This is a genomic window from Actinomadura sp. ATCC 39365 (genome assembly GCF_054392275.1).
Map to the genome: position 1 here is coordinate 4,130,019 of NZ_CP184335.1, position 22,014 is coordinate 4,152,032.

Genomic DNA, 22,014 nt, shown 5'->3' on the forward strand with positions numbered 1-22,014 from the left:
CACATGAGTGAGCCCGCACGGTTGCTGGTGGTGGACGACGAGCCCGCGTTGCGCGAGGCGCTGCAGTCGAGCCTGGAGTTCGAGGGCTACCGGGTCGGCACCGCCAACGACGGCCAGGCGGCGCTGGAGGCGCTGGCCGCGGAGTCCTACGACGCGGTGCTGCTCGACGTGATGATGCCGCGGCTCGACGGGCTCACCGCCTGCCGGCGGCTGCGGGCCCAGGGCAACCACATCCCCGTGCTCATGCTCACCGCCCGCGACGCCGTCGGCGACCGGGTGTCCGGGCTCGACGCGGGGGCCGACGACTACCTGGTCAAGCCGTTCGAGCTGGACGAGCTGCTGGCCCGGGTGCGCGCGTTGCTGCGCCGCGGCGCGCTCGGCACGGGCGCCGCCGACGGCGGCACGCTCTCCTACGGCGACCTGCGCATGGACCCGGCCACCAGGGAGGTCACCCGCGGCGACCGCGGGCTCGACCTGACCAGGACCGAGTACCTGCTGATGGAGCTGTTCCTGGCCCACCCCCGCCAGGTCCTGACCCGCGACCAGATCCTCAACGAGGTGTGGGGCTTCGACTTCGAGCCGACCTCCAACTCCCTCGACGTGTACGTCATGTACCTGCGCCGCAAGACCGAGGCCGGGGGAGAGCCCCGGGTGATCCACACGGTCCGCGGAGTGGGGTACGTCCTACGGGCCACCCCGTGATCCGCAACAGCCTGCGCACGCGGCTGACGCTGCTGGTCGCGGCCGCCGTCGCGATCGCGATCGCGGTGTGCGCCGGGCTGTCCTGGTTCATCGTGCAGAACCAGGTCATCAGGCAGCTCGACCAGACCATCCTGGAGCCCGAGGGCAAGGGCGACGAGCGGTTCCTCCAGGAGAACTGCACGCCGGAGGGCTCCTCCGACTACCACGACATGGCGACGCTGCTGTTCGCCGACGGCAGGACCTGCTCGCTCGGCTCGCCGATCGTGCCGGCGGAGGAGGACAAGAAGGCGATACCCGGACGCGGCGAGCCGGTCTACCGCAACGGCGTGACGCGCGACGGCAACGAGGTGCGCGTCGTGACCCTGAACTTCGCGCCCGGCGTGGCCGTCCTGGAGGCGCGGCCGCTCTACCACATCAAGTTGACGCTGCGTAACACCGCGCTCGCGCTCGCCGCCGTCGCGGCCGTGGGCGTGATCGGCGCCGCACTGGCGGGACGGGCCATCTCCCGTACCGCCCTGCGCCCCGTGGGCCGGCTGACCAGGGCGGCCGAGCACATCGCCGAGACCGAGGATCTCAACACCCGCATCCCCGTCCAGGGCAACGACGAGATCGCCCGGCTCAGCTCCTCCTTCAACGCCATGACCGCCGCCCTGGCCGGCTCCCGCGAACGCCAGCAGCAGCTCGTCGCCGACGCCGGTCACGAGCTGCGCACCCCGCTCACCACCCTGCGCACCAACATCGACCTGCTGCTGCGCAGCGAGCAGACCGGCAGGCAGCTCGACCCGGGCGCCAAGGAACGCCTGCTGGTCAACGTCAAGGCGCAGTTCGCGGAGCTGTCCACGCTGGTCGGCGACCTGCTCCAGCTCGCCAGGGGCGACACCGACCACGAGCCGCACGTCGAGCTGGCCCTGCACGACGTCGTCACGGCCGCCGCGGAACGCGCCCGGCTGCGCGGCGCCGACGTGCGCACCGACCTGCACCCCTGGTACGTCGTCGGCAGCCCTGCCTCGCTCGAACGCGCCGTGCTCAACCTCATCGACAACGCCCGCAAGTTCAGCCCCGAGGGCCAGGTCGAGGTCTCGCTCAAGGACGGCCGGCTGACGGTCCGCGACCACGGCCCCGGCATCCCCGAGGAGGAGCTGCCGCACGTCTTCGAGCGCTTCTGGCGCTCGCCCTCGGCCCGCGGCCTGCCCGGCTCCGGGCTGGGCCTGGCGATCGTGGCGCAGGCCGTGTCCGAGACCGGCGGCAAGGTACGGCTGTCCAACGCGCCCGGCGGCGGCGCGATCGCGACGATCGATCTTCCCGGAACTCTCACTCGTCACTCACAATCGGATAAGTCCTCTCAAAGACCCGAATCGTGAGCTGGCTGCATGGAGACAACAGCGGTAAGGACGCGCCTCGTAGAGGTGGTCGTCCCGGTCCACAATGAGCAGCGGGCGCTGCGCGAGAGCGTCGCCCGGCTGCACGACTACCTCGCCACGACGTTCCCATACGGCTTCCGCATCACCGTCGCCGACAACGCCAGCACCGACGACACCTGGCGGCTGGCCACCGAGCTGGCCCGTGAGCTGCCGCAGGTACGGGCCGTGCACCTCGACGAGAAGGGCCGCGGCCGGGCCCTGCGCCAGGTCTGGTCCACGAGCGAGGCCGACGTCGTCAGCTACATGGACGTCGACCTGTCCACCGACCTGGACGCCTTCCTCCCGCTGGTCGCCCCCCTGCTGTCGGGCCACAGCGACCTGGCCATCGGCACCCGCCTGGCCAGGGCCTCGCGGGTGGAGCGCGGGCCCAAGCGCGAGTTCATCTCCCGCTCGTACAACCTGCTGCTGCGCTCGGTGATGGGCGCCGGGTTCTCCGACGCGCAGTGCGGGTTCAAGGCCGTGCGCACGGAGATCGCGCAGGCGCTGCTGCCCGCCGTCGAGGACGAGCAGTGGTTCTTCGACACCGAGCTGCTGCTGCTGGCCGAGCGGCACGGCCTGCGCATCCACGAGGTCCCCGTCGACTGGGTGGACGACCCCGACAGCCGCGTGGACATCCTGCGGACCGCCCTCGACGACCTGCGCGGGCTGGCCAGGGTGGCCCGCAAGACCCTGTCGGGCGCGGCGCGCCTGCCGATGCCCGCCCGGGTGCGGCGGGCCGAGCTGCCGAAGGGGATGGCCAGGCAGCTGCCCAGGTTCGCGATCGTGGGCGTGGTCAGCACGCTGGCCTACCTGGCGCTGTTCTCGATGTCGCGGCAGGTCGTCCCCGCCCAGCTCGCCAACGCGGTCGCGCTGCTGGTCACGGCCGTGGCCAACACGGCGGCCAACCGCCGCTTCACGTTCGGGGTCAAGGGCTCGGGCGGGGCGCTGCGCGACCAGGTCGAAGGCATGATCGCGTTCCTGGTGGGGTTGTCACTGACGTCGGGGAGCCTCGCGCTGCTGCCCGGCGGGGTCTCGCACGGGGTGGAACTGGTGGCGGTCATCGCGGCCAACGCGGCGGCCACCCTCGTCCGGTTCCTGCTGCTGCGCGTGTGGGTGTTCAACCCCAGGCGCAGGAGCGGGCGGTGACCGCCGTCGCCGCGCCCGCCCGCGTCCGCGCGCTGACCGGTGCCGCGGGCGACCCGCGCTGGTCGCGGCCCGCGATGTGGACGGTGCTGGCCGCCGCCTTCGTCCTGTACGCCTGGGCGCTCAGCGGGGACGCCAACGAGTACTACGCCGCCGCCGTCCTGTCGGGCACGCGGAGCTGGAAGGCGTTCTTCTTCGGCGCGATCGACGCCGGGTCCTTCATCACGGTGGACAAGCCGCCGCTGGCGCTGTGGGTCATGGGGCTGTCGGCGCGGATCTTCGGCTACGGCACGTACAGCATGCTGATGCCGCAGGTCCTCGCCGGCGTGGCGGCCGTCGGGGCGGTGTACTCGGCGGTCCGCAGGTCCTTCGGGCGCACCCGTCAGGGGCACGTCGCGGCGCTGGTCGCGGCCGTGGTCATGACGCTCACCCCGATCACGGTGGCCATCAACCGGGACAACAACCCCGACACCGTGCTCGTGCTGCTGCTGGTGCTGGCGGCCTGGTTCTGCCTGGAGTCGCTGCGCACGGCCCGGCTGCGGCCGCTGCTGCTCGCCGCGCTGTTCGTGGGGCTCGGGTTCAACGCCAAGATGTTGCAGGCGTACCTGGTGGTGCCGGCGTTCGGGGTGGCGTACCTGGTGTGCGCCCGCCACGGCCTGGCCCGGCGGGTGGGGCACCTGCTGGCCGCCGGGGGCGTGCTGGTCGTGTCCAGCGCCTGGTGGATGGTGGTCGTCGACCTCTGGCCCGCCGCCTCGCGGCCCTACGTCGGCGGCTCGACCGACAACACGGTCCGGGACCTGGTGATCGGCTACAACGGGCTCGGCCGGATCTTCGGCCAGGACCGGGCCGGCGGCGGGTTCGGCGGCGCGAACTTCGGCGGGCAGGCCGGGGCCGGGCGGCTGTTCAACGACGTCCTGGCCGGGCAGATCTCCTGGCTGCTGCCGTTCTGCGCGGTGGCGCTGGCCTTCGCCGTGCTGCTGCGGGTGCGCGGGACCCCCTTCGACGGGGCCGCCTGGCTGCTGTGGGGCGGCTGGCTGGTCGTGCACTACGCCGTGTTCAGCTTCTCCAGTGGCACGTTCCACCCCTACTACACGACCGCGATGGCGCCCGCCGTGGCCGCGCTGACCGGCATGGGGGCGAGCGTGATGTGGCAGGCGTACCGCAGGTCGCGGGGCTGGGCGTGGGCGCTGCCCGCGGCGGTCGCGGTGACCGGCGGGTGGGCGTTCGTGGTGCTGCGCCGTACGCCGGAGTGGCTGCCGTGGCTGGCCTGGGTCGTGCTCGGGGCGACCGCAGTGGCCGTGGCGGCGCTCGTGACAGGGCTCGTGACAGGGTCCGTGGCAGGGTCCGCGACAGGGCTCGGGACGGCCAGGGGGCGCATGGCGGGCCGGGTAACCGTCGTGGCGTTGGTGGCCGCTCTGGTCGCGGGGCTCGCCGGTCCGGCGGCCTACGCCGTCTCACCGCTGGGGGCGCGGGTGAACGGGACCAACCCCACGGCGGGCCCGTCCACGGGCCGTACGGGCGGCCCCGGCGGCTTCGGCGGCCCGCCACCGGTCGGCGAGTTCCCCGGCGGCCGTACGGGCGACCTGCCAGGCGCGGAGCCGCCTCAAGGGCAGCCGGACGGCGAGCCGCCTCAGGGGCAGCCGGGCGCCCGGGGCCGCGGTCTCATGGGCGGCGGCGTGGCCGGCTCGACGGTGCAGTACCTGGTCGCCAACCAGGGCCGGGCGACGTGGCTGGTGGCCGTGGGCAGCGCCCAGCAGGCGTCCTCGATCATCCTGGCCACCCGCCGCCCGGTGATCGCCATGGGCGGCTTCACCGGCTCCGACCCCGCCATGACCGTGCCCCGCCTCCGGGAGCTCCTCTCCTCGGGACGGCTCAGGTACGTGCTCCCCGGCGGCCGGGGCGGCCCCGGCGGCGGCGACACCGAGGTGACCGCCTGGGTCACCGCCAACTGCGCGGCCGTGGACGGCCACACCGGCCTGTACGACTGCGCCGGCTGACGAACAGACGGGAGAAAGACGGAACCGACGGCGGCCGCGGGGCCCGTCCCCGCGGCGCGCTATAGGCTGATCGGGTGGCGAGTACGACCCGGGCCGATCAGGCCGACCAGCGCAGAGCAGAGCTTCTCGAGGCCACCCGCAGAGTGGTGCTCGAACGCGGCCTGGCCAACACGCGCATCGCCGACATCGCCAAGTCCATCAACGTCAGCGGCGGCCTGATCCACTACCACTTCGCGACCAAGGACGAGCTGATCACCGCCATGCTGCGGGCCACGCTCGACATCGAGAGCGCCCGGCTCAAGGAGCTGGCCGACGGCCCCGGCACGGCGGTGGAGCGCCTCGACCGGGTGCTGCGCTACTACATCCCCGAGTCGCGCTCCGACCAGAGCTGGCTGCTCTGGATCGACGCCTGGAACACCGCGCTGCGCGAGCCCGCGGTCAACGCGATCATGCTGGAGCTGGAGACGGCCTGGCTCGACGCGCTGGCCCAGGTGTTGTCGGCCGGCACCGACGCGGGGGAGTTCGCCTGCGCCGATCCGGCGGGCGCGGCCGAGCGCATCGACGCCATGCTCGACGGCCTGATCATCCGCTACACCCTGCATCCCAACGTGCTCGACAGGGCGCGGCTGCTGGCCCACGCGCGCACGGCCGCCGCCGGGGAGGCCGGCATCGCGGTGGAGCGGTTCGGCTGACTCAGGCGGGCAGGGCGGCCAGCAGGAAGGCCAGGCGGGCCGCCGCCGACTCGACGTCCTCGGCGGTGCCGAGGCGGTAGCCCCACGACGTGATGTACGCGCCGTCGTCGGAGCAGGTCACCGTCTCGGCCAGGGTGGCGGAGAACCGGTTGCGCACCGACACGTACGCCGGGTCGCTGGCCAGCGCGACATTCTGCACCGAAAGATCGGCGTGACGGCCCGCGTGCCACGCGAACCGCTCAAGGCAGAGCGCGGTATCAAGCATCATGCGTCACCTCCGCAACGTCTCGCGACAGAATTGCACGATCTTGCTGCGGGTGGCAAGCAATTGCTGAGGTTAATGTGGAGTTTGTTGCAGGTATTCGCGAAGAATACGGATGATGACTTCTCGCCCCGGCTCGCCGAACTCCGCCACCTTGGCGTAGTCGTCGAAGGCCCGCACGTAGAAGGCGATGTCGTCGGGGTCGCGCAGCACGAGGTCCTTGGTCATCGTGGCGACGCCCACCATGGCCTCGTTGTAGATCCAGAACCCGTTGATCGGCGCGGACGGCAGCTCGGTGCCGAAGGGGATCACCCCGAACTCCACGTTGGGCAGCGTGCTGACGGCCAGCAGCCGGTCGAGCTGGCCGCGCATGACGTCGGCGGGGGCCAGCGCGCTGCGCAGCGCCGACTCCGGCACCACGAACCGGAACGTGCGCGTGCGGTCGTAGAGGATCTCCTGGCGCTGCATGCGCACGCGGACGGCCGCGTCGATCTGGTCGGCCGCGCTGTAGAGGCGCTTGACCTTGCGGAACACGTGCCGGGCGTACTCGGAGGTTTGCAGCAGGCCGACGACGATGCCGGGCTCGAAGACGCGGAACAGCTTGGTGCGCGCCTCCAGGTCGCGGATGTCCTCCTGGATGGCGGCCAGGCCGCTGCGGTGACGCTGCTTCCAGTCGTCGTGCCGCTCCAGCAGCGCGATGGCCTGCCTGATGAGCTCGTCGGTCGTGTCGGGCGCGGCCCCCACGGCCTGCGCCCACACGACCACGTCATCCTCGGTCGCCGTCTGCCTGGCGTTCTCCAGGCGGGAGACCTTGGACGGCTGCCAGCGCAGCCGCTCGGCCAGGTCTTTGCCCGACAGGTGGGCGGCCTCGCGCAGCTGGCGAAGCTGGCCGCCGAGGTCGATGCGCGCCTGCTGATAGGACGTCACGCGGCAAGAGGCTAGCTCCGCGGGCACCGATCATGCCAGGCCCAGCCGCGCAATCGTGATCAAGCGGTTGCCGACGGTGTCCCGTCGCTGGTGGGCCGGGCGCCGGCTGATCCGTCGGCCAGGACCCGGCGGGCGATCTCGGTGAGGAGCTCGCGGGGCACCTCGACGGCGGCCTCGCCGTCGAGCACGTCGCGGAGGTCCGCGAGCGCCTCGGGGTCGGTGACGTGAAGTCCCTGGACGACGATGGTGCCGCGATCGGTCTCGTACAGGGTGGGGCAGGCGCCCGCCTCCGAGGTGGAGCCGAGGAACCGCATGCGCATGACGATCCTTTCCCCGAATACCAGATGCAATTGCGCGCAATTGTACGCATCTGGGCGTCCGGCGTGATCCTTTTCCCGCATCGGGTTCAGCGCAACAAGCCTTCCATGATGTCGTGGGCGCGGGCGAAGAGACCGAGGGTGGTCGCGTGCAGCACGTCGCCGATGTCCCGGGGCGCCTTGCCGGCGAACGCCCGCGCGTGCGTGCCCTCCAGCACGATGCCGAGCTTGAAGCAGGCCAGCACCGCGTACCAGTCGATCGCCGACAGGTCGCGCTCCGACAGCGCCGCGTAGTACGCGACCAGCTCCCGTTCCGACGGCAGCCCCGGCACGTGCCCGTTGTTCACCGGCCAGGTGGCCAGCAGCCAGCCCAGGTCGAGCAGCGGGTCGCCGATCGTGCACATCTCCCAGTCGACGATCGCCGCCACCCGGGGCCCGTCGAGGGCGAACATCAGGTTGGCGAAGTGGTAGTCGCCGTGCATGATCCCCGGGACGAACGCGGACGGCCGGTGGCGGGTCAGCCAGTCGGCGGTGGCGTCGAGGCCGGGGATGTCGGGGCCGGGGTAGCCGTCGAGCTCGCCGTAGGAGTCGAGCTCCTTCAGCCAGCGCGGCACCTGCCGGTCGAGGAAGCCCTCGGGGCGGCCGAACCCGGGCAGCACCGCCGGATCGACCCGGCCCAGCTCGGCCAGCGCGGCGGCGGCCTCCAGGCCCATCCGGTGCCGGATCGCCGCGTCGGAGGCGTGCGGCTCGGGCAGCCCGGTCGAGGGGTTGAACCCGGCCACCGGCTCCATCAGGTAGAACACCGGCTCCCGGGCGGTCTGCGCGGCCACCAGCCGCGGCGCCGGCACCGCCGTGCCGCTCAGCGCCGCCAGCAGCCGCGCCTCGCGCCGCAGCACCTCGTTGCTCCTGGCCCGCGCGTGCAGGGGCGGCCTGCGCAGCACGTACGGCCGGCCGCCGCGTTCGAGGCGGACCATGACGTTCTGGGTGCCGCCCGGGATCGGCGCGACCTCCGTGATCTCCCCGCCGGGCAGCCCTTCGGCGTCCATCCACGCGCCGAGGTCGTCGAGGTCGATGGCGCTGACGTCGATGTGGGTGGAGGTCATGGCCGCCCTTTGACAGAACGATATTCTGGAGGCTTCAACCTACGAGAGCCCCCGACGCCCGGTCAACCCAGGGCGCCGCCGTCGTCCCGCCGGTGGGCGTGGCCGCCGTCGGCGATGCTGACGCCGTCAGGCGGCGCAGCGTCATGGCGGACATCATCCCTCCTTGGGGGAACATGGGTGGATGACGTGTGTTGTGGCAGTCGATGTGGGCGGGACAACCCTCAAGGGCGGATTGATCGCCCAGGACGGCGGCATCCTCTACCGGGAACGCCGTCCCACCCCCCGCACCGAGGGGCCGGAACGCGTGATCGCGGCGATCTCCGCCTTCGTCGCCGACCTGAGCGCGCCGCGGACCGTCGACGGCGCCCCGCTGCGCCCGGCGGCCGTGGGCCTGGCCGTGCCCGGCCTGGTCGCGTCCGGGCGGGCGGTCTTCTCGGCCGCGTTCGGCTGGCGGGACGTGCCCGCCGCGGCCTTCACCGGCGGGACGCTCCCCCTCTCCCTCGGCCACGACGTGCGCTCGGCCGGCGAGGCGGAGCTGGCGTACGGATCGGCCGCCCCCGACGCGCTGTACCTGCCCATCGGCACCGGCATCGCCGGAGCCGTCGTCCTGACCGGCTCCCTGTACGGCGGCGCCGCCGGCTGGGCCGGGCAGATCGGGCACATCCCGGTGCGCCCAGGCGGGCTCCCGTGCCCGTGCGGGCAGCGCGGCTGCCTGTCCGCCTACGCCTCGGCCGCCTCCGTCGCCGCCCGCGCCGGCGAGACCTCCGCCGAGGACGTCGTCCGCCGGGCCGCCGCCGGGGACGAGCCGGCCGCCCGCGTGTGGTCGGAGGCCGTGGAGGCGCTGGCGCTGGCCCTGGCCACGTACACGCTGGTGCTGGACCCCGCGGTGGTCGTCATCGGCGGCGGCCTGTCGCTGGCCGGGGACGCCCTGCTGACCCCGCTGCGCGCCCGGCTGGCCGCGCGGCTCGCCTTCCGCCCCGCGCCCGAGGTGCGGGTGTCGGCGCTCGGCGTGGACGCGGGCCTGCTAGGCGCCGGGCTGCTCGGCCTGCGGGCGCTGGGGGAGCAGGGCGGCGGGCACGTCGACCACCTGGGCGCGTAGCTCCTCGCCCAGGGCCTTGGCCTGCGGATCCATGCGCGGGCTGGCCGCCACGCCCCTGCCCAGCAGCCCGTGCACGACGAAGTTGAGCGCCCTGATGTTGGGCAGCTCGTGCCGCTCGACGCGGTGGGCGGCCAGCTCCGGCAGCAGGGACGTGAGCCGGTCGGCGGTGAGGGTGGCCGCCAGCCAGGCGTACTGCTCGTCGGTCGCGGCCCAGACGCCGAGGTTGGCGTCGCCGCCCTTGTCGCCGGAGCGCGCCCCCGCCACCCGGCCCAGGGGCACGCGTACGGCAGGCCCGGCGGGCGGCGCCGGAACCGGCGGTCCGGTCGGCGGCGCGGGCGGCGCGGGCGGCTCGGGGGCATGCCCGCCCGCGGGGACCGGAGGCTCCTCCTGGGCGGGCAGCTCCACGCCGTCCAGGAAGACCCGCGGGCGCACCTGCGAGGCCGGCACCAGGACCGGCCAGTACACCCCGTACGGGGAGGCGTCGCCGGGCGGGGTGAGGCCGTGGAAGCCCGGGTAGCTGGACAGGCCCGTCTCCACGACGGCCGAGGAGAAGACCCGGCCCGCCGTGCGCCGGTCGGCGTCCATGACGGTGATCCGCAGCAGGCCCGCGTCCGTCAGCGTCACGTCCACCTGGTCGAAGGTCTCGCGCGGCACCCGCGCCCAGACGGCCTCCTCGGCGACCCGCGCCTTGGCCTCGACGTCCAGGCCGGTCAGGACGAGCGTCATCGTGTTGCGGTAGCCGGCCGGGTAGTTGACGGCGACCTTGAGCGTGTCCGGCGGCGGCTCGCCCCGCGTGCCGGAGATCAGCACCCGGTCGGGGCCGTCGTCCGAGAGCGTGATCGTGTCGAACCTGGCCACCACGTCGGGGCCCAGGTAGCGCGGGCCGCCCAGCTCGTAGACGAGCTGCGCGGTGACCGTGCCGACCGAGACCAGGCCGCCCGTGCCCGGATGCTTGGTGATCACGGCCGAGCCGTCGGCGCGCAGCTCGGCGATGGGGAAGCCGCAGTGGGCCAGGTCGGGCACGTCCTGGAAGAAGGCGTAGTTGCCGCCCGTGGCCTGGCAGCCGCACTCGATGACGTGGCCCGCGACGACCGAGCCGGCCAGCGGGTCGAGGTCGCCGGGGCCCCACCCGTACCGCCAGATGCCGGGGCCGGTGACCAGGGCGGCGTCCGTCACGCGGCCGGTCACCACGACGTCCGCGCCCGCCGTCAGCGCGGCGGCGATGGGACGGCCGCCGAGGTAGGCGTTGGCGGTCAGCGGCGCGGCCGGCGCGCGCTCGCCGGTGTCGGCGTGGACCAGGTCGAGCGGGCGGCCCATGAGGTCGTCGCCGGTCACGTGGGCGACCTTGGGGGACAGGCCCAGCCGGGCGGCCAGCTCGTGCACGGCCTCGGCGCACCCGGCCGGATCGAGGCCGCCCGCGTTCGTCACGATTTTGATGCCGCGGTCGAGGCACGGGCCGAGCACGTCCTCGAGCTGGCGCAGGAACGTGGGGGCGTAGCCGGGGCGGCCCTTGAGCCGGTTGCCGGCCAGGATGAGCATGGTCAGCTCGGCCAGCCAGTCGCCGGTGAGCACGTCGATCGGGCCGCCCTCGACCATCTCCCTGGCCGCCGAGAGCCGGTCGCCGTAGAAACCGCTGCAGTTCGCGACGCGCAGCGCCATCACGGCACCCACTTGGGCGGGCGCTTGTCCATGAACGCCGCGATGCCCTCCTGCCCCTCGGCCGAGGTGAACCGCTCGGCCGACAGCTCGCTCATCCGCCGCAGGCCCTCCTCGAACGACACCGCCGGGACCTCCCGCACCAGCCGCTTGGTGATGGCCAGCGCCTCGGGGCCACCCCTGGCCAGCATCCCCGCGTAGTGGTGCACGGTCGCGTCGAGCTCGTCCTGCGGGACGGCCCTGGTCAGCAGGCCGATGCGGGCCGCCGTGGCGGCGTCGAACACCTCGCCGGTCAGGAAGTACTCGGCCGCCGCCCGCGGGTCGAGCCTGCGCAGCACGGGCACCGAGATCATGGCGGGCACCACCCCGAGCCGCACCTCGGTGAACGCGAACGACGCCGTGTCCGGCGCGATCGCGAAGTCGCACGCGGCGACCAGGCCGAGCCCGCCCGCGCGGGCCGTGCCGTTCAGGCGGCAGATCACCGGTTTCGGGCTCTCCCAGAGCAGCGTCATGATCTCCGGGAAGGACGCCGTCACCGGCGCGTCCGCGTCGCCGCGCTGCTCCTTCAGGTCGGCGCCCGAGCAGAACACCGGGCCCGTGCCGGTCAGCACGATCACCCGGGCCCCCGGCTCGGCCAGCGCCCAGCGCAGGTGCTCGGCCAGCTCGGCCAGCAGCCGCCTGGACAACGCGTTGCGGTTGGCCGGCGAGTCGAGCGTGACGGTGGCCACGCCCTCCGCCAGCTCCCTGTGCACCAGGCTCGTCATGTGGTCTCCTCCTGGATGATCGCCAGCACGGCCCCGGCTTCGACCTGCTGTCCCTTCTCGACGCGTACGTCCGACACCACGCCGCCCGCCGGGGCGGCGATGCGATGCTCCATCTTCATCGCCTCCAGCACCAGGACCGGCTGGCCGCGGGCCACCGTGTCGCCCTCGGCCACCTCGACCCGCAGCACGCTGCCCGGCATGGGCGCGAGCAGGGAGCCGGGGGCGACGTGCTCGACCGGCTCGGGCAGGCGCGGCACCGGCGTCAGCACGGCCGCGCCCATGGCGGAGTCGACGTAGACGCGCTCGTCGCCGTCGTACCGGGCGACCTGGAACGTCCGCCGCAGGCCGTCGCGTTCCAGGACCACCTCCTCCGGCCGCGCGGAGACCACCCCGACGCCCGCGGGCAGCGGGTCGTAGACGACGTCGGCCTCCTCGAAGCGGGCGCGGGCGGGCTGCGAGCGCACGTTGCGCCAGCCGGCGGGCAGCCCGGCCAGGACGGAGGCGTCGCGCCGGTGCGCGGCGGCCATGGCGAGCGCGGCGGCCAGCGCCGGCAGGCCGCTGTCGCCGGAAGGCGGGGACGACGGCGCCGACAGCGGGCCGCCGGGGGAGAGGAAGGCGGTGTTCGTCTCGCCCGCCAGGAAGGCCGGGCTGGTCACGACGTCCAGCAGCAGGTCGCGGTTGGTGGTGAGGCCGTGCAGCCGGGCCCCGCGCAGGGACGCGGCCAGCTTCCGCGCCGCCTCCGCCCGCGTCGCGCCGTACGCGACGATCTTGGCCAGCATCGCGTCGTAGTGCGGCGACACCCGCGACCCGGACTCGACGCCCGAGTCGACCCGGACGTCCCCCGGCACCTCGAACCGGCGCAACACGCCCGTCTGCGGCACGTAGGCGGCGTCCTCGGCGTACAGCCGCGCCTCGATCGCGTGGCCGCGCGGCGCGGGCGGCCCGGGCGGCAGCGCCGCGCCCTCGGCCACCTCCAGCTGCAGTCGGACGAGGTCGACGCCGAACACCAGCTCGGTGACCGGATGCTCGACCTGGAGCCGGGTGTTCATCTCCAGGAACGCCACCCGCTCGCCCTTGACCAGGAACTCCACCGTGCCGGCCCCGACGTAGCCGATCCGCCGGGCCGCGCGCACGGCCGCCGCGCACAGCCGCTCGCGGGTGCGCTCCGAGATCCCCGGCGACGGGCACTCCTCGACGACCTTCTGATGCCTGCGCTGGACGCTGCACTCCCGCTCGCCCAACGCCCACACCGTGCCGTGCCCGTCGGCCAGCACCTGCACCTCGACGTGCCGGGCGGCCTCCAGCAGCGGCTCGGCGAACACGGCGCCGTCGCCGAAGGCCGCCTCGGCCTCCCGCCGCGCCGACTCCACCTCGGCGGCCAGCTCACCGGCGTGCCTGACGATCCGCATCCCGCGCCCGCCCCCGCCCGCGGACGCCTTCACCAGCAGCGGGAACCCGCCCGGCGCGGCCAGGTCGAGCGAGGGCAGCACCGGCACCCCGGCCTCGGCCATCAGCCGCTTCGCCGCGACCTTCGACCCCATCGCCTCGATCGCCTCGGGCGGCGGCCCCACCCACGTGAGCCCGGCGTCCAGCACGGCCCGCGCGAACGCGGCGTTCTCCGACAGGAACCCGTAGCCGGGGTGCACCGCGTCGGCGCCCGAGGCCCGGCACGCCTCGATGATCCGCTCCACCGCCAGGTAGGTCTCGGCCGGATGGGAGCCCGGCAGGCGGACGGCGAGGTCGGCCTCGCGGGCGTGCGGCGCGCCGGAGTCGGCGTCGGAGAAGACGGCGACCGTGGAGACGCCGAGCGAGCGGCAGGTGCGGAAGACCCGGCGGGCGATCTCGCCCCGGTTGGCCACGAGCAGACGGGTGATCACGGGCGGAACACCCCGAACCCCGCCGCGGGCGGCACCGGCGCGCTGTTGATCGCCGACAGGCACATCCCCAGCACCGTACGGGTGTCGCGCGGGTCGATCACCCCGTCGTCGTAGAGCCGCCCCGACAGGAAGAACGGCAACGACTCCGCCTCGATCTGGGACTCCACCATGGCACGCATCGCCGCGTCGGCCTCCTCGTCGTAGACCTGCCCCCTGGCCTGCGCCGCGGCCCGCCCGACGATCGACAGCACCCCGGCGAGCTGGGCCGGGCCCATCACCGCCGACTTGGCGCTCGGCCAGCTGAACAGGAAACGGGGGTCGTAGGCGCGCCCGCACATGCCGTAGTTGCCGGCGCCGTAGGAGGCGCCCATGACGACGGTCAGGTGGGGCACGGTCGAGTTCGACACGGCGTTGATCATCATGGCGCCGTGCTTGATGATGCCGCCCTGCTCGTAGTCCTTGCCCACCATGTAGCCGGTGGTGTTCTGCAGGAACAGCAGCGGCGTGCGCGACTGGTTCGCGAGCTGGATGAACTGGGTGGCCTTCTGCGACTCCTGGCTGAACAGCACCCCGCGCGCGTTGGCCAGCACCCCCACCGGGTAACCGTGGACCCGCGCCCAGCCGGTGACCAGCGAGGGGCCGTACAGGGGCTTGAACTCCTCGAACTCGCTGCCGTCCACCACGCGGGCGATCACCTCGCGCGGGTCGAAGGGGATCTTCAGGTCCTCCGGGACGATCCCCAGCAGCTCGTCGGCCGGGTAGGCGGGCTCGCGGGCGGGCAGCGGCGCCACGCCCTGCTTGCGCCAGTTGAGCGAGCGCACGACGGCGCGGCCGATGCGCAGCGCGTCGTGCTCGTCCTCGGCCAGGTAGTCGGCCAGGCCGCTGGTCCTGGCGTGCATCTCGGCGCCGCCCAGCGACTCGTCGTCGGACTCCTCGCCGGTGGCCATCTTCACCAGCGGCGGCCCGCCCAGGAACACCTTGGCGCGGTCGCGGACCATCACCACGTAGTCGCTCATGCCGGGCACATACGCGCCGCCGGCCGTGGAGTTGCCGAAGACCAGCGCCACCGTCGGGACGCCCGCCGCCGACAGCCGCGTCAGGTCGCGGAAGATCCGGCCGCCCGGGATGAAGATCTCCTTCTGCGTCGGCAGGTCGGCGCCGCCGCTCTCGACCAGGTTGACGTACGGCAGCCGGTTGGCCAGCGCGATGTCGGCCGCGCGCAGCGACTTGCGCAGCGTCCACGGGTTGGACGCGCCGCCCCTGACCGTGGGGTCGTTCGCGGTGATCAGGCACTCGACGCCCTCGATCACCCCGATGCCGGTCACCATGCCCGCGCCCACCTGGAACTCGCTGCCCCAAGCGGCCAGCGGCGACAGCTCCAGGAACGGCGAGTCGGGGTCGATCAGCAGCTCGACGCGCTCCCTGGCGAGCAGCTTGCCGCGCCGGCGGTGGCGCTCGACGTACTTCTCGCCGCCGCCGGCCACCGCCTTGGCGTGCTCGGCGTCGAGCTCGGCCAGCTTGGCGAGCATGGCCGCGCGCCGGGCCAGATGCTCGGCGCCGTGCGGATCGAGCCGGCTCCTGATCACGGGGCCTCCTGTCGCGAAGTCGACGCGGGCGTCAGCCCGATGGCCCGCGCCCACAGCCGGGTCAGGTGGTCGACGGCGTCCTGCTCGCCGGCCCGCTCCCCGAGATCCAGCCACACGTGGGCGAAGTGCTCGACCATGCCGCCCAGCATGACGGCCGTCAGCCGCGGGTCGAGCGAGGGGTCGGCCAGGCCCTGCTCCTGCAGCCGGCGCAGCCCGTCGGCGCCGCGCCGGACGAACGCCTCGCGCAGCTCCAGCACCAGCCGCCCGAAGCGGGCGTCGGCGTCGGCGGCGTGCTCCACCATGCGGACCAGGCGCGAGTTGGCCGCCCAGGCCCGCAGGTAGAGGCGGTTGGCCGCCTCGATGCGGGCGTACGGGTCGCCGGAGGCGGCGTCGCCGACCGCGCTCGCCGCGAACATCTCGCCGACCACCGTCTGCGCCACCTCCCCGAACAGCGACTCCTTGGAGTCGAAGTACGTGTAGAAGGTGCCGTGGGAGACCCCGGCCCGCGCGCACACGTCGTCGATCCGCACGGCGTCATACCCGTGCTCCTCGAACGCCTCACGCCCGGCCGCGAGCAACGTGGCCCGGGTGCGCTTGCCGCGCAGGGTCAGGGACCTGACGATCACGTCAGTCACCGTAGCGAGCGGGACGCGCGGAAGGAAGGGGTCCCGCCGCGCGCCGTCACGTCAGGTGCAGTGGCTCCAGCCGGACTTCCAGCTCAGCGAGTTCCACGAACCGCCCCAGATCACGCACTTCTTCACGGCCGCCAGCCGGACCGGGCCCGCGTACGCGGTGAACTTGCCCGGGTTGCCGCCGCTCGCGCCGTCCTTGACCTGGAGGGTGGCGTTCATGGAGACCTTGCCGGGATAGACCAGCTTCGACATCGTGACCACGCAGTTCTTGCCCGCGCCGGTGTTGTAGAGCAGGTAGATCGTGGCCGAGGTGCCCAGCGCGTGCTTGTCGATCACCTTGTAGCCGGAGCCGCAGACGGTCACCACGTTGTAGGTGTTCGGCTTGGGCGAGGGCTTGGTCGCCGCCGGCCTCTTGGCCGGGACCTCCGTCGTAGGGCCGGAGGACGGGGAGACCGTCGGCTGCTCCTCGCCGTTGATCAGCCCGGTGGGCTTCTTCTTCTTGGTGGGGGTGGGCTTGGGGGTGGGGCTCTTGGTGGCGGGGTGGGGCGGCGGCACGGTCGTCACCGGGTTCGGGACCGTGATGACGGGGTCCTTGGTGTGCTTGACCTTCTTGGGCGGCTCGGCCTGGCCGATGTCCAGCGTGGGGACGGGCTCGCCGGTCTCCGCCGTGAGGATCGGGTCCGGGGTCACCTCGGCGACCGGCGGCTCGGGCTGCCCGGCGCCCTGTCCGTCGCCGGCGGGGTTCTGGGAGCCGTTGCCGGTGGTCGTCACGGCGACCTTGTCGCTGTTGGCCTGCACCACGACGGCGCCGGCCACCACCAGCAGCGCGGCGGCGGCCGCGCCGGAGAGGGCGAGCGTCAGCGTCCGCCGCTGCTTGTCCGGCGCTCCGCCGGACGCCTCGCCGGACGACCCGCCCTGCGGACCGCCGGGACCGCCGACCCTGGTCGCCCCCGCGTTCCCCGCCTGGGGGCCACCGGGGTGCCCCGCCTGACCGGGGTGCCCCGCCTGAGGAGCGCCCGGCATGCCGCCGTGCGGGTGCCCGTGCGGCACCGCGCCCTGCGCGCCCGGACCGCCCATCGCACCGGCCTGCGCGGCCGGACCGCCCATGCCGTTGGCCTGAGGAACGCCGGGAACGCCCTGAGGACCGCCGCTCTGGGGGCCGCCGGGAACGCCGCTCTGAGGACCGCCGGGCGTGCCGCCGTGAGGCGCGCCGGGGGCGCCGCCGTGGGGGGCGCCCGTCTGGTGCCCGCCCGGCGTGTGCGGACCGCCGGGAACGCCGCCCTGCGGGACGCCAGGGGCTCCGGCCTGCGGGACGCCTGCGTGGGGGCCGCCCTGGGCGGCGCCGGGCATCGCGCCCGCGTGGGGGACGCCTGGCGCGCCGGGGCCGGTCGGGCCGGTCGGGGCGCCCTGAGGGCCGCCCGCCGCACCCTGAGGGCCAGCCGCGCCCTGGGGGCCGCCCGCCGGTCCCTGCGGGACGCCGGGGGCGGGACGGTTGTCGGGACCGGGCTGCCGGGGTACGGCGTTGGTGCCGGTGGGCTGGGTCCAGGGACCGGGGTAGGCGTCCTGCGCCGCACCGGAGACCCCCGCGTGCGTCCCGCCGGTCGCCGGGCCGGCCTGGTGGGGCACGGCCGGGGTGGCGGTCGCGCCGGTGACCGGCTCGATGGCGGCCTTGGGAGCGGGCTGGCCCGTGAGCCGGACGATCAGCTCGTCGGCGCTCGGCCGCTGCGCCGGGTCCTTCGACAGGCACAGGCCCACCAGCGCGGCGAGCTCGCCCTCCATCCCGCCGAGCTGCGGCTCCTCGTTCAGGATGCGGTTCATCACCACGGGGATCGAGTCCGCCCCGAACGCGGGCTTGCCGGTGGCCGCGTACACCATCGTGACGCCCCACGCGAAGACGTCGGCGGCCTCGGACACGGCGGCCCCGCTGAGCTGCTCCGGCGCCAGGTACGACGGCGTCCCCATCGCCATCCCCGTGGCCGTCGCGCCGGGGGAGTCCAGCGCACGGGCGATGCCGAAGTCGATCACGACCGGCCCCTCGGGGCCCATGAGCACGTTCGCGGGCTTGAAGTCGCGGTGCAGGATCCCGGCCCGGTGGATGGCCGCCAGCGCGGTGGCCGTGCTGATCGCGAGCCGTTCCAGCGCCGCGCCCCGCCGCGGGCCCTCGTTGATGACGAGCTCGCGCAGCGAGGGGCCGGGCACGTACTCGCTCACGATGTACGGGCGGCTCCCGTCCAGGTCGGCGTGGAGGACGGGCGCGGTGCAGAACCGGGCGACCCGCTGCGCCACCGCCACCTCGCGCAGGAACCTGGTCCGCGCGTCGGCGTCGGCCACGAGGGCGTTGTGCAGCAGCTTGACGGCGACCTGGTCACCTGAGTCACTCTTGCCCAGATAGACGACGCCTTGACCACCCTCGCCGAGCCGGGCGACGATGTCGTACGCCCCCAGCCGCCGCGGGTCGTCCGCCGCCAACGGCTGGAACTGATTCACGTCGGACCCCCATCACAACCAACAGATGGGGCAAAACGCTACCAGCGTGACATGTGGGGCGTCTGCCGGACCTCTAACTAACTTCCACCTTTTGACGGGACATGTCAGTGTTTCGTCGCAGGTCGTGTCCGTGCCGGAGCCCAAGGTCACGGCTTGGCAAATTCAGATGGCCTTGCCCGGATTCATGATGCCCAGCGGGTCGAAGACCGCCTTGATGCCCTGCTGCACCTCGGCCGCCACCGGCCCGGACTCCAGCCCCAGCCAGCGCCGCTTCAGCACGCCCACGCCGTGCTCGCCGGTCAGCGTGCCGCCGAGCGACAACGCGTGCCGGAACACCTCGTCGGCCGCGGCCCACACCTGCGCGGGCGGCTCGGCGGTGCCGTGCTCGAAGATGAAGACCGGGTGCAGGTTGCCGTCGCCGGCGTGGGCGACCGTGCAGATCCGCACGCCGTGCCGGACCGCCGCCGCCTCGATCGCCGTGATCATCTCGGGCAGCGCCGAGCGCGGCACGCACACGTCCTCGACCAGGCACGCCCCCAGCCGTTCCTTGGCCTGGTAGGCCATCCTGCGCAGCCCGACCAGCTCCTCGGTCTCCTGCGGGCTTGTGGAGACGGCCACGAACGAGGCGCCGTTGTCCAGGCAGAGCCGCTCCATGCGGGCGGCCACGGCCTGGCCGTCGGTGGCGTCGGACTGGCCGATCAGCATGGCCTGCGTGGCCGGTTCGAGCCCGATGTTGCGCCAGTCGTCGATGGCCTCCAGCGTGGCCCGGTCCAGCAGCTCCATCAGCGAGGGCTGGCAGCCCGCGGCCATGATCGCCGACACGGCCGCGCCCGCCTCGCGCAGCGACCCGAACTCGGCGGCGAACGTGGCCGGCGGCGCGGCCGGCGCCCGCCGCAGCCGCACGGTGGCCGCGGTGATCACGCCCAGCGTGCCCTCCGAGCCGACGAACAGCCCGGTCAGGTCGTAGCCGGTGACGCCCTTCATCGTGCGCCGGCCGGTGTTCAGGATCCGCCCGTCGGCCAGCACGACCTCGAGGCCGAGCGTGGCGTCCCTGGTGACGCCGTACTTCACGCAGCGCAGGCCGCCGGCGTTGGTGGCCAGGTTCCCGCCGATCGTGGAGATCTCGTACGACGAGGGGTCCGGCGCGTACATGAGCCCGTGCTCGCGGGCGGCGCGGTCGAGGTCGGCGGTGATGACGCCCGGCTCCACCACGGCGATCTCGTCGGCGGGCGAGAGCTCCCTGATGGCCGTCATCCTGGCCAGCGACAACACGATCGTCCCGTCGCCGGCGGTGGCCGCGCCCGCCAGGCCCGTGCCGGCGCCGCGCGGCACGACCGGAACCCGGTGCTCGGTGGCCCACCGCAGGGTCGTCACCACGTCCTCGCGCGAGGCGGCGAGCACCACGCCGAGCGGCTTGCCCGGCTCGACGAACGTGCGGTCGCGGGCGTAGGAGTCGATCACGTCCGGGTCGGTCAGCACGCGAGCTTCGGACAGCGAGTTCACCAGGGCATCAATCGGTCTCACACCTGCACCTTACGGTTTGCGCGGACCGTTCCTTAAGGCCAGACTGCCCTGGGTGGAAGTCAGGTGCCCGGTATGTACGCAGGCTGACCAGCTCGTCTCGGTTCCGGGCGCGGTCGCCTCGGGGACGACATACCGGATCGGAAGGGTCAGGCTGCCCGGCCAGCGCGAGGTCGCCGACCTGCCGACCGCGCCGTCGATGGGCGCGTCGAAGCACGTCATGAGCCGTACGCAGCTCGCGGTGTGGATGTCGTTCCCCAGCCGCCACTACACGCCCTGGGCGAGGAACCAGGGGTGGATCATGCTCGGCGTGGCGGCCCTGGTGCACCTCGTCGTGTCACTGGTGATCGCGATGGGCAAGGACTCGCAGTGGAACGAGGTGCTGCTCGCGCCGTTCTGCCTCACCGGGCTGTTCTGGGGGCTCGGGCTGCTGTTCGTGCTCGGCGCGCGCGGCGCCCGCAGGCGCGACCACGCCGAGGCCCCGGCCCGGGAGAAGGCGCTGGCCGTGTGGGAACGGCTGTACTACTGCGCCCGCGACAACGTCGCGTTCGAGCCGGGGGTCGGCGTCTCGTTCCATCCGGGCGAGACGCGCGAGTACATCTTCGGCTTCCGGGGCCGGGCGATCTAGCCGCGCTCCTCCGCCACCAGGCGGACGCAGACGGCCAGGCCCTCGATGGCCTGCTCCAGCTCGTCCAGCTCGGGGAAGGTGGGGGCGATGCGGATCGTGCGGTCGGCCGGGTCCTGGCCGTAGGGGTGGGTGGCGCCGGCCGGGGTGAGCGCGATGCCCGCGGCCTTGGCCCTGGCCACGACCTCGGCGGCGTGCGGCACCTCCAGGCTGATGAAGTAGCCGCCGCGCGGGCTGGTCCAGGTGGCCAGGCCGCCGAGCCGCTCGGTCAGCACCTTGTCGACCAGCTCGAACTTCGGCCCGATCAGCTCGGCGTGCCGCCGCATGTGCGCGGCCACGCCCGCGGCGTCGCGCAGGAACTCCACGTGCCGGAGCTGGTTGAGCTTGTCGGGGCCGATGGACTGCTTGGCGGTGTTGGCGAGGAACCACTCCACGTTCGCCGGCGAGGAGCCGAAGAACGACACGCCCGAGCCCGCGTACGTCACCTTCGAGGTGGAGGCGTAGACGAACACGCGGTCGGCGTTGCCGTGCTCGGCCGCCAGCGCGAGCAGGTCGGCCAGCTCGTCCGGCGTGTCGGTGAGGTGGTGGACGGCGTAGGCGTTGTCCCACATGATCCGGAAGTCGGGGGCGGCCGTCGGCATGGCGGCCAGCCTGCGCACGGTCTCGTCGCTGTAGGTGACGCCGGACGGGTTGCTGTACTTCGGCACGCACCAGATGCCCTTGACCGCCGGGTCCGCGGCGACCAGGCGCTCCACGACGTCCATGTCGGGGCCGTCGGCGTTCATCGGGACGGCCGTCATCTTGATGCCGAGCCGCTCGCAGATGGTGAAATGCCGGTCATAGCCGGGCACCGGGCACAGGAACGTGATCTCCGGCTCCTCGACCCAGCGGCGCTCGGCCCCCGGCACCTTCGACAGCAGCGCGTGCACGATCGTGTCGTGCATCAGCGTCAGGCTGGAGTTGCCGCCCACGACGAGCTGCCCGGCGGGCACCTGGACCAGCGGCGCGAAGATCTCGCGCAGCTCGGGCAGGCCCTGGAGGTTGCCGTAGTTGCGGCCGTCGGTGCCGTCGGCGGCCCTGACGGAGGTGGGCAGCCCGAGCATGCCGTCGGAGAGATCGAGCTGGCGCGGTGACGGCTTGCCCCGGGTGAGGTCGAGCGAGAGCCCCCGCTGGACGAGGGCGGCGTAGTCACTCTGTGCGGTCACGAGATCTCTCCTCCGAGGT

At 73.6% G+C, this 22,014-nt stretch carries 19 protein-coding genes; 7 read left to right on the top strand and 12 right to left on the bottom strand.

The genetic code is table 11. From position 1 onward, the window contains the following. Positions 1-3: 3 nt before the first annotated feature. The 5 genes from ACNF49_RS20470 to ACNF49_RS20490 all read left to right on the top strand — a co-directional run bounded on the left by ACNF49_RS20470 (position 4) and on the right by ACNF49_RS20490 (position 5,934). Positions 4-702 (top strand): response regulator transcription factor, encoded by a 699-nt coding sequence (locus ACNF49_RS20470; protein WP_482944697.1) that lies wholly within the window; start codon positions 4-6, stop codon positions 700-702. Then, on the top strand, positions 699-2,063 hold the full coding sequence (locus tag ACNF49_RS20475) for a HAMP domain-containing sensor histidine kinase (protein WP_357964578.1): 1,365 nt from the start codon (positions 699-701) through the stop codon (positions 2,061-2,063). Before ACNF49_RS20470 ends, ACNF49_RS20475 begins: the two co-directional genes overlap by 4 nt. A gap of 45 nt (positions 2,064-2,108) precedes the next feature. After that, entirely contained in the window at positions 2,109-3,248 is a 1,140-nt protein-coding gene (locus ACNF49_RS20480) for a bifunctional glycosyltransferase family 2/GtrA family protein (RefSeq protein WP_498702760.1), read from the top strand. Then, a complete protein-coding gene (locus tag ACNF49_RS20485) occupies positions 3,245-5,242 on the top strand; it encodes a glycosyltransferase family 39 protein (protein ID WP_482944699.1) in 1,998 nt (665 codons plus the stop codon). The genes ACNF49_RS20480 and ACNF49_RS20485 overlap by 4 nt, the downstream gene beginning before the upstream one ends. A 74-nt stretch (positions 5,243-5,316) precedes the next feature. Next, complete coding sequence (locus tag ACNF49_RS20490) at positions 5,317-5,934, top strand: TetR/AcrR family transcriptional regulator (protein WP_357964572.1); 618 nt, start codon at positions 5,317-5,319, stop codon at positions 5,932-5,934. 1 nt (position 5,935) lies between these two features. Here the strand turns inward: ACNF49_RS20490 and ACNF49_RS20495 are convergent, their stop codons facing one another. The 4 genes from ACNF49_RS20495 to ACNF49_RS20510 form a co-directional block, all read right to left on the bottom strand. After that, complete coding sequence (locus ACNF49_RS20495; RefSeq protein ID WP_352320256.1) at positions 5,936-6,202, bottom strand: hypothetical protein; 267 nt, start codon at positions 6,200-6,202, stop codon at positions 5,936-5,938. Between the two features lie 69 nt (positions 6,203-6,271). After that, positions 6,272-7,123: a helix-turn-helix domain-containing protein gene (locus tag ACNF49_RS20500; RefSeq protein WP_357964569.1), complete on the bottom strand. Its 852-nt coding sequence runs from the start codon at positions 7,121-7,123 to the stop codon at positions 6,272-6,274. A gap of 59 nt (positions 7,124-7,182) precedes the next feature. Further along, entirely contained in the window at positions 7,183-7,443 is a 261-nt protein-coding gene (locus ACNF49_RS20505; RefSeq protein WP_357964568.1) for a hypothetical protein, read from the bottom strand. A gap of 86 nt (positions 7,444-7,529) precedes the next feature. Further along, positions 7,530-8,543: a phosphotransferase family protein gene (locus tag ACNF49_RS20510; RefSeq protein WP_482944700.1), complete on the bottom strand. Its 1,014-nt coding sequence runs from the start codon at positions 8,541-8,543 to the stop codon at positions 7,530-7,532. Positions 8,544-8,736: 193 nt separating this feature from the next. Here ACNF49_RS20510 and ACNF49_RS20515 point away from each other — a divergent pair, with 193 nt between their 5' ends. Further along, on the top strand, positions 8,737-9,642 hold the full coding sequence (locus tag ACNF49_RS20515; RefSeq protein ID WP_357964566.1) for an ROK family protein: 906 nt from the start codon (positions 8,737-8,739) through the stop codon (positions 9,640-9,642). On the opposite strand, the gene ACNF49_RS20520 is transcribed toward ACNF49_RS20515, so the two are convergent. From ACNF49_RS20520 to ACNF49_RS20550, 7 genes are all read right to left on the bottom strand, one after another. After that, positions 9,568-11,301 carry an acyclic terpene utilization AtuA family protein gene (locus tag ACNF49_RS20520; RefSeq protein WP_482944701.1) on the bottom strand — a complete coding sequence of 578 codons (1,734 nt, stop codon included), beginning with the start codon at positions 11,299-11,301 and terminating at the stop codon, positions 9,568-9,570. The two genes, ACNF49_RS20515 and ACNF49_RS20520, sit on opposite strands and share 75 nt — an antisense overlap. Beyond that, complete coding sequence (locus ACNF49_RS20525; RefSeq protein WP_357964562.1) at positions 11,301-12,062, bottom strand: enoyl-CoA hydratase-related protein; 762 nt, start codon at positions 12,060-12,062, stop codon at positions 11,301-11,303. The genes ACNF49_RS20520 and ACNF49_RS20525 overlap by 1 nt, the downstream gene beginning before the upstream one ends. After that, positions 12,059-13,939, bottom strand: a complete 1,881-nt coding sequence (locus ACNF49_RS20530) for an acetyl/propionyl/methylcrotonyl-CoA carboxylase subunit alpha (RefSeq protein ID WP_482944702.1) — start codon at positions 13,937-13,939, stop codon at positions 12,059-12,061. Before ACNF49_RS20530 ends, ACNF49_RS20525 begins: the two co-directional genes overlap by 4 nt. After that, positions 13,936-15,468 carry an acyl-CoA carboxylase subunit beta gene (locus tag ACNF49_RS20535; protein WP_357992812.1) on the bottom strand — a complete coding sequence of 511 codons (1,533 nt, stop codon included), beginning with the start codon at positions 15,466-15,468 and terminating at the stop codon, positions 13,936-13,938. The genes ACNF49_RS20530 and ACNF49_RS20535 overlap by 4 nt, the downstream gene beginning before the upstream one ends. Positions 15,469-15,521: 53 nt before the next feature. Then, positions 15,522-16,151: a TetR/AcrR family transcriptional regulator gene (locus ACNF49_RS20540; RefSeq protein ID WP_357964558.1), complete on the bottom strand. Its 630-nt coding sequence runs from the start codon at positions 16,149-16,151 to the stop codon at positions 15,522-15,524. 60 nt (positions 16,152-16,211) lie between these two features. Further along, entirely contained in the window at positions 16,212-18,644 is a 2,433-nt protein-coding gene (locus ACNF49_RS20545) for a serine/threonine protein kinase (RefSeq protein ID WP_482944703.1), read from the bottom strand. 162 nt (positions 18,645-18,806) lie between these two features. Beyond that, entirely contained in the window at positions 18,807-20,168 is a 1,362-nt protein-coding gene (locus ACNF49_RS20550; RefSeq protein WP_357964554.1) for an FAD-binding oxidoreductase, read from the bottom strand. A gap of 52 nt (positions 20,169-20,220) precedes the next feature. Here ACNF49_RS20550 and ACNF49_RS20555 point away from each other — a divergent pair, with 52 nt between their 5' ends. Further along, complete coding sequence (locus tag ACNF49_RS20555; RefSeq protein ID WP_498702764.1) at positions 20,221-20,793, top strand: hypothetical protein; 573 nt, start codon at positions 20,221-20,223, stop codon at positions 20,791-20,793. Here ACNF49_RS20555 and ACNF49_RS20560 read toward each other — a convergent pair. Continuing rightward, positions 20,790-21,995 (bottom strand): aspartate aminotransferase type Ic, encoded by a 1,206-nt coding sequence (locus ACNF49_RS20560; protein WP_357964552.1) that lies wholly within the window; start codon positions 21,993-21,995, stop codon positions 20,790-20,792. The two genes, ACNF49_RS20555 and ACNF49_RS20560, sit on opposite strands and share 4 nt — an antisense overlap. Between the last annotated feature and the right edge of the window lie 19 nt (positions 21,996-22,014).